The 8033-nt window shown below is 52.5% G+C and carries 9 protein-coding genes; 8 read left to right on the top strand and 1 reads right to left on the bottom strand.

The features are described from left to right. The first annotated feature begins 389 nt into the window (after nt 1–389). The 8 genes from D5S03_RS12125 (at nt 390) to D5S03_RS12090 (ending at nt 7768) form a co-directional block, all read left to right on the top strand. The gene (locus D5S03_RS12125) at nt 390–944 is read left to right on the top strand and encodes a hypothetical protein (RefSeq protein WP_008871070.1); all 555 of its coding nucleotides are present in this window, start codon (nt 390–392) and stop codon (nt 942–944) included. 16 nt (nt 945–960) lie between these two features. Continuing rightward, the gene (locus D5S03_RS12120) at nt 961–2223 is read left to right on the top strand and encodes an ABC transporter substrate-binding protein (protein ID WP_008871069.1); all 1263 of its coding nucleotides are present in this window, start codon (nt 961–963) and stop codon (nt 2221–2223) included. Further along, nucleotides 2202–4220, top strand: a complete 2019-nt coding sequence (locus D5S03_RS12115) for an ATP-binding protein (RefSeq protein WP_008871068.1) — start codon at nt 2202–2204, stop codon at nt 4218–4220. Before D5S03_RS12120 ends, D5S03_RS12115 begins: the two co-directional genes overlap by 22 nt. Nucleotides 4221–4225: 5 nt before the next feature. After that, nucleotides 4226–4954, top strand: coding sequence for a response regulator (locus tag D5S03_RS12110; protein WP_008871067.1), 729 nt, complete (start codon nt 4226–4228; stop codon nt 4952–4954). A 215-nt stretch (nt 4955–5169) separates the two neighbouring features. Further along, on the top strand, nt 5170–5727 hold the full coding sequence (locus D5S03_RS12105; RefSeq protein WP_008871066.1) for a TlpA family protein disulfide reductase: 558 nt from the start codon (nt 5170–5172) through the stop codon (nt 5725–5727). Nucleotides 5728–5742: 15 nt separating this feature from the next. Further along, a complete protein-coding gene (locus tag D5S03_RS12100) occupies nt 5743–6921 on the top strand; it encodes a rhodanese-like domain-containing protein (RefSeq protein ID WP_008871065.1) in 1179 nt (392 codons plus the stop codon). Beyond that, a complete protein-coding gene (locus D5S03_RS12095) occupies nt 6918–7406 on the top strand; it encodes a MauE/DoxX family redox-associated membrane protein (RefSeq protein ID WP_008871064.1) in 489 nt (162 codons plus the stop codon). Before D5S03_RS12100 ends, D5S03_RS12095 begins: the two co-directional genes overlap by 4 nt. A gap of 29 nt (nt 7407–7435) precedes the next feature. Then, nucleotides 7436–7768 carry a hypothetical protein gene (locus D5S03_RS12090; protein WP_008871063.1) on the top strand — a complete coding sequence of 111 codons (333 nt, stop codon included), beginning with the start codon at nt 7436–7438 and terminating at the stop codon, nt 7766–7768. Between the two features lie 38 nt (nt 7769–7806). Here the strand turns inward: D5S03_RS12090 and D5S03_RS12085 are convergent. After that, on the bottom strand, nt 7807–8033 hold a 227-nt coding region (locus D5S03_RS12085), incomplete at its 5' end, for a type 2 periplasmic-binding domain-containing protein (RefSeq protein WP_287044204.1).

Below are 8033 nucleotides of genomic sequence, written 5' to 3'. Positions count from 1 at the left end.
TGGAGTCAAAGACCAGCACCGGGGCAAAAAGGGCCAGGGCCAGGCTGGCCAGGGGTTTTATTTCCGGTCTGAAGATATGGTTATAGATAAAGGCAGAGATAATTATCAGAAATATGGGCAGGATGGAGTTGTTGAATATGGTGAAAAAGTGCATGCCGGGCTCTTACACCATAACCACCCCCAGGTAAATGAAATTCAGGGTCGTTTTCCGGCACCTGCCGCACCGGGTTTCTTTTGTTTTAACTATTCACCATCTGTGGACGGATCCCCGGACCACTGGAGCATATAATCATTATGGTGAACAGTTGCCTTTGTTAAATAACTGGCAGAATTTATTGGTGACGGGTTTTAATTTAGCTGTTATACAGGAGTACAAAAAAGGAGTCATTATGAGACCATTGAATCTGCTTGTCATTACAGTGATCGCCTGCGTTATGGCCTGGCTGCCCTCTGCGGGCCTCGCAGGAGACAAGGAGCAGGCCCTGGAAATAGAGCCCTGCACCGTGAGTCTGCGCCATGATGAATTCAAATCCATCCAGATGTTCGGCAGGGTAAATGTGACCTATCTCAAAGGCTCGGCAGAAGAGCTGGGTCTGGACAGGCAGGAGATTACAGAGCATCTGCAGGAGCTGTTCCAGGAAAACTTTCCGGACATGGAGCGCGATGACGACCTTTTGCCTTTTTTCGTGGATGATCCCCGGGAACTGGGCTACGTCCGCTGCATAATCACCACGGCCGGAGAAGAGGACCCGTTGGCCCTGCATGTCAGGCTCAGGTCCGGAAATTTTATAGAGATTGACGGACGTATGGTGGTGGTGCGCATCTACGAAAAGGACGACCTGACTATGTCGTCTCGTGACAGCATAGCCGCGGATGTGCAAAAGAGGCTGCAAGACATGATGCAGGACCTGTCAGAGGAGTTTTACGACAAGAGAAAGGAATAATCCACAGGATAAGTATATGCACCCTTTGATTTTTAAGGCGGCTTTATGCCTTGTGGCGCTTATTTTAACCCCGGCATGCGGCCTGGACAGGGAACAGGAACAAAACGCCAACGAGGTTCCCGGGGTAACTGAAGACACCATACGTGTAGGTTCATCCCTGGCTTTGAGCGGCCATGCCAGTTTCCTGGGCACTCAGACCCTCCAGGGAGCCCAGGCCTATATAAAGCATATAAATGAGCAGGGCGGAGTTCACGGAAGACAGATTGAACTCATTTCCTATGACGATGCCTACGATCCAGCCCGCTGCCTGGCCAACACCCAGAAGCTCATCGTTGAGGACCAGGTTTTCAGCCTGTTCAGCTACGTGGGCACTCCCACCACAGTTAAAGCCCTTCCCCTGATAGAGGAAGCCGAGATTCCTCTGCTGGGTATATTTACCGGGGCCAGCGATTTCCGCGAACCCTTCAACAGAAATATCATCAATATCCGGGCATCCTATTACCAGGAAACAGAGGCCGCGGTGACCCATTTCGTGGAAGAACTGGGCCTGGATGAGATCGCAGTTTTTTACCAGTACGACGCTTACGGCCTGGACGGGCTGAGGGGAACGGAACTGGCCCTCAAGGAGTACGATTTGGCCCCGGTGGCCACGGGCAGCTACACCCGGGGGACCCTGGATATCGAGGACGGGCTGCAGAGCATTATGGAATCCGGGGCCGAGGCAGTGGTCATGGTGGGGACATATGACGCCTGTTCCAGGTTTATTCAGACAGCCAGAGAGAGGGGGTTTGAGCCCATCTTTCACAACGTTTCCTTTGTGGGGGCCGAGGAGATGGCCCGCATTCTGGGGCCTGCCGGGGACGGGGTGATAATCACCCAGGTGGTTCCCCCGCCGGACTCCCTGGTATCCCAGGCACTGCTCTGGGGGGTGCAGGAGTTTGTGGACCTGTACTGCAGGTATTTCCCCGAAGAAGATCCCAATATGGTGGCTCTGGAGGGCTTCATCAACGCCAAGGTGCTGGTGGAGGGCCTGAAGCGCGCAGGGTCGGACCTGAACCGGGAAAGCTTCATCCAGGGGATTCAAACCATCCAGGATTTTTCCCTGGGCATTGCCAACACTCTCAATTTCGGTCCCAAGGACCACCAGGGACTCACCCGGGTGTATTTTACCGTTCTCAAGGACGGCAAACTGGAGCTTTTGACCGACTGGGACAAGTTCAAGCAGGACATTGAAACAAAGGACAAAAAGTCAGGCCCATGCCCAGATTCAGGGACTTAAGTCTAAAGCACAAGATATTTTTGTCCACTGCAGGGGTGGTTCTTTTGTTCAGCCTTTCCAGCGCGCTTATGGCCCGCTGGATTCTGTCCGGTTATATGGAGCAGGAACTCAAAACCCGCGGTGTATCCATTGCCCAGAGCATCGCAGACCACAGCATCGGACATGTTTTGACCCGGGACCGGGATCAGCTGGTGGCGACTATATTTGACGCCGCCCAGCTGGGGGAGCGCCGGCATCTGGTGGAATATGTGGTTATTCTTGATGATGAGCAGAATGTTCTTTCACATACTTTCATTACCCCCTTTCCGGATGATCTGCGCGGGGTGAACCCGGTTCAGGAGGAGCAGGACTACAGTATCCGCAGCCTGGATAAGGCTGATATGCAGGTCTACGACATAGCAGTGCCCATACTGGAGGGCATCTACCAGATCGGCACGGTACGCCTGGGTCTGAAAAAAGAGCATATAGAGCAGGTGGCCAGGACCATGAATATTACCTTCGGGGGGTTTACACTGGCGGTCCTTGTGGTAATGTTTGTTTTAAGCTACCGCATCTCCCTGTATATAACCAGGCCCATGCAGAAATTGACCGGTATGGCGGATCAGATCAGCCGGGGGGACCTGGAGCTCAAAACCGTAAACGGGCTGCAACCCGGCAGGGATGAACCCTGTCCGGCCATTACCGGATCTTATCAGCCCTGCTGGCATGTGGACAGGCTCCTGGAAGCAGAGCTTGGAGACAGGCATCTGCCCGGCAAACCCGATTACTGCCGGGACTGCCTGGCTGACAGGGATAAGAGCGGGGACGAGGTGCAGCAGCTGGCTGACTCTTTCAATCAGATGGTGCGCAGCGTCAAGCTTTACCGCAAAAGGGTGCTGGAATCTGAACACAAATACAGATCGCTTTTTGAAAGCGGTCCTGTTCCGGTCTTTGTCCTGGATCTGGAGACGTTTGAGATCCTGGATGCCAATTCCAGCGCGGAGAAGGAATACGGTTATTCCAGGAATGAGCTCGTGGGCATGGAATTTACCAGGCTGGCCCCGGAGTTTCCGGAGAAGCTCAGGACACATCTGAAGCAGGAGCCACAGGATGCCAGGATTGTCTACAACAAGGCCATACATTATTACCGCGGCAACCAGCCCATATACACCAACGTAGAAGGACGGCTGAGCACTTACCGCAACCGGGATGCGGTCATTGTGGCCACTACAGATATTACTGAAATGCTGGAGAAGGACGCCCAGTTGATTCAGGCCAGTAAAATGAGCGACCTGGGACAGCTTTCAGCCGGCGTAGCCCATGAGCTGAACCAGCCTCTGAATGCCATAAAAATGGGCAGTGAGTTCGTTCAGATGATGCAGCAGGAGGGGCAGGATATTCCTGAGGAACAACTGCGTCAGATCCTGGGGGAAATCAACACCCAGGTGGACAGGGCAACGGAGATAATCAACAATCTAAGAGAATTCGGGCGAAAATCAGATCCCGGTCTGGAAGAAACCGACTTAAACTTGTGCGTGCAGAACGTTTTGACCATTATCGGTCAGCAGATTAAGCTGGCCAATATCGACCTGGATTTTCAGCCTGCCTCTCAACCGGTTTTCATCATGGCCCACAAGAACAGGCTGGAGCAGGTCATTTTCAATCTCGTTACCAATGCCCGGGATGCGGTGATGCAGAAGCAGGCACAGCAGGAACCGGGCTGGACAGGGCGGATCGTCATCTTCACCGGGATAAGTAACGGGCAGGCGGTACTCAGTGTCCAGGACAACGGGACAGGTATGCCCCGCTCTGTGGTGGACAAGATCTTCGACCCCTTCTTCACCACCAAGGAAGTGGGCAAGGGAATGGGTCTGGGGCTTTCCATATGCTACGGGATCATACAGGACTATCAGGGCGAGATTGATATCCAGAGCAGGGAGAATGAGGGCACCACCTTCAGGGTGTTTTTTTCTGCATCCGACAGTCATGCACAAAATTCCAACCCAAAGGACAGATAAAAACCATGCAGAAAGTTCTGGTAATAGATGATGAAAAGCCTACTTTGAGCATGTTTCAGCTTTTTCTCAAGGCCTATGGCTACAGCGTGTACACGGCTGAAAGCGGAGAGAAGGGCCTGGAAATTTTTGAGCAGGAAAAGCCCCCGCTGGTGATCAGCGACATAAAGATGCCCGGCATGGACGGTATTCAGGTCCTTGGCCGCATCAAGGAGATGAGTCCGCATACCGAGGTGATAATTATTACCGGGCATGGCGATGCTGACCTGACCATCAGGGCCATGGAGCTCAATGCCACTGATTTTCTGCACAAGCCCATTGAAAAAAATGCCCTGCAGAATGCCCTTAAGCGGGCTGTAGAGCGCCTGGGCATCCTGGAGAGCAGTGAAGAGCAGATTGCACTTTCTTCAATCAACGGCACAGCCATAGTGGATATACAGGGCAATATCAACGCCTCCCACGAAAAAAGACTGCAGGAAATCTACCAGGAGATAAACGAGCAGGGCAAAACCGGTGTTCTTTTCCGGTTCAATCCCAATTCATCAGTCAACGGCACCGGCATTGCAGTGTTTATTCAGATTCTTTCCATGTGCCGGGATAACGGTCAAAAAGCGGTCATAACCGGTCTTTCAGAGAATTTTCAGAAATTTTTTCACCTGGTGGGAATAACCAGGATGGCAGAGATCTATGAAGCAGAAGACCAGGCCCTGTCCCGGCTGCAGGAGCAGGCCGGGTAGTATTGTTTTTTTAAAAGCACCTTACCCGGACACACCCGGGTCCAAACCTGCGAGTAACTGGATAAGGAAGTGGTCATTTAGAACGAACCACCCCCAACCCCTCCTTAACCAAGGAGGGGAGCAGTCCGTGCTGGAAACTTTATTTTTTTGATGCATGCGCAGGTTGGACATGCTGCAATTATTGACTGAAAAGTAGTTACGTAGAAGGAGTATCCATGATCAGCAACATGAAGTTCATTACCGTATTTTTCGTGGCAATGGTCGCTTTTCTGTTTTTACCTCCGGGGTCAAAGGCTTCGGTGCAGGAGGGAGACAGCCTGGAAGGGGTTACATTTCCTGCTCCTGCCACTCAAGAGGCAGCTGAGCAGCTGGGTCTTGAAAAAATGGAGCCATTTTCCCTGGACAACCTTGACCGGGAATATGTCCTGTTCAAGGTAGTGGATGTATACTGCCCGGTCTGTCACGAGCAGGCCCCGGAATTCAACCGTCTTTTCAACCGCATCCAGGACAATACTTCTCTGGCTGAGAGTATGTACATATTCACCCTGGCACCGGAAGCCTCCCCCGGGGAGGTTGAGCACCTGTACCAGGCCTGGGAAACGCCCTATCCCATCCTGGGGGATCATGAGTACATCCTGCCCGGCAAGATAGGTTCTCTGGACACTCCCTATACCATAATGGTCAACCGTGAGGGCAAAGTGGTTTATGCCCACGGCGGAGTCATGCCGGATACCCGGGAGATGATGGGCAAGCTCAGAGAGCTTGTAAAATGATGCCTGGAGCAAATTATGGTGCAAAACTCTGATGCAGAAAGAAGCGCAGTCCCGGAAAGGGACAAGGAGTTGCGGGAGAGGGAATACCAGGCCTATCAGCTGCGCCTTCTCAACGAATACCTGCGCGAGCTTTTTTTTCTGGAAGACAGGGGTGAGATTGCAGAGCAGTTCCTGCTTATGTGCATGGGAGCGGTGGGTACTGACAAGGCCCTTTTGCTTGTATTTGATGAGCAGGAGGAGAGCGCCCTGCATTACCGGGGATTTAATGATTTCAGGGTGCAGAGGCTGCGTGAAGATGCTTTTGTGCAGGCGCAGCAGCATCTTGCCCGGGATGACAGGGACAATGAACTTCTGCCCAAGCAGATTCTGGTAATCAGCACTAATGAGCATGAGGCAGCCCGGGACAGCCGCCTGCCCTGGCCTGAGGATTCCTGTTTTATCGTGCGCTGGAACCTGGATTCGGGGTGTTTCGGATACCTGGTGCTGGGACCCAAGCTGGACGGGTCGATTTATTTTGACCTTGACAGGGATTTTCTGCTGCAGTTGAGCCAGGTGCTCATGGATTCGCTGCAGATGGTGCGCTCAAGGGAGGAAATCCACAGGCTCAATGCCGACCTGATGAGCAAGAACCAGGAGCTTAGTCAGACCATAGAAGAGCTGCAAAAAAGCCATGAAACCATAAGCATCCTGCAAAGAACCAGGGACAGACTGCACGGGCTCATTCACAGCGAAGCCGCCCGCCTGGAAAGGGTCAGTGCCTGGGATTTCGTTTTCATTGTCGCTGTTACTCTGATCATAAGCCTGCTCTACAACACCACCAGCCCGGGAGGAGTATCCCTGACTCCGGCCACATGGTCCCTGCCTGAACCGGAAATGATAGACACTGACAGGGCGGCAGAAATTTATGAACAGGACGGGGCCGTATTTGTCGATGCCAGGCCCAACCAGTTTTTTGAGCAGGAAAAGATCCGGGACGCGGTCAACCTGCCCTCAAATCTTTTCGATTTCATATACATGATGCACTTTGCCCAGCTGGATCCGGAAAAGAAGATCATAGTCTACGGCCGAAACATCAGCAGGCGGTATGATGAAACAGTGGCTTTTGAGCTTGAAGAGCGAGGACATGAAAGGGTTCTGGTCATGCCCGGCGGGCTTGGTGAATGGAAAGCTAAAGGGATGCCCGTAGCGCCATGAGCACAAAGACTGTTTACAACTTCATGCTGCGGCTACTCACCAGTAAGGAGCTGGCCTTTATCTTCAGGCTTTATATCGGGGGGCTTTTTGTCTACGCCAGCCTGTACAAGATCAATTATGCCGTGGAGTTCGCCGAGACCATCGCCAACTACCAGCTTGTGCCTTACTGGGCTGTGAATTTTCTGGCTGTGACCATGCCCTGGCTGGAGCTCATCTGCGGGCTCATGCTTATAATCGGATTCCGGGCCAAGGCTGTGACGGTCATCATCGGAGGCATGATGGTCATGTTTACAGTGGCCCTGGTGATAAATGTAATTCAGGATACGCCCATAAGCTGCGGATGCTTCAGCACCTCGGATGAGCTTATCGGCTGGCATACAGTACTCCGCGATGTCATCTGGCTGGGCATGATCGTGCACATTTATTACTTTGACCGTATGTTCCACCTGGAAAACAGGTTCCTGGCCCTGTTGCGCAGGATATAAACAGTACAATAAAGCAAGGAAGGCGTGTCATGGCCAAAACATGCATATTTGTCCTGGCAGTAATTCTGATGGGCGGGGTCTTGATTATGGGCTGTTCTGAGGCCCCGGAAGTCCCGGGTGTATACCAGGAGGTATCAGAGAACGGTCCCGATGCTGGCTCCACCATTGAACTCCAGGAGGACAGGAAAGGCACATGGGAAACCCCCAGGGATTCTGTGAGTTTTCGCTGGAGTGTCCGGGAAGGCGAGATCTGGCTGCATACGGAAACCGGCGGGGTCATAATCGGGGAATTGAGTGACAGTGGATTTGTAATAGAACTGCCAGAGGCCGGCACTTATGTATTTGAAAAGACCGGCCCATGATCAGCAGGGTCGTGTGCGGGCGAACTGCAAGGCGGGCATTAAGCCCGGTCTTCTTCTATTAAGGGTTCCCGGCCTGCAGGGGTGATGTTTTTGTTTATCTTCAGGGCGATATAATCTATAAGGTTGTACATGATTTCCGGTAGGCCTTCCTGCTTGCGGTAAACCATGTAAAATCCCTGCTCCAGACCGCCTTCTTCAAGTTCCATGGGGATAACTTCTTTATCCTGCAGTTCCTGGCGGACCATGAATTCGGGCATAAGGGAGA

This window comes from Desulfonatronospira sp. MSAO_Bac3 (assembly GCF_003838035.1).
Taxonomy (GTDB): domain Bacteria; phylum Desulfobacterota; class Desulfovibrionia; order Desulfovibrionales; family Desulfonatronovibrionaceae; genus Desulfonatronospira; species Desulfonatronospira thiodismutans.
Note: the sequence above shows the minus strand (reverse complement) of the source record. Positions and strands in the feature narration are given on the sequence as shown.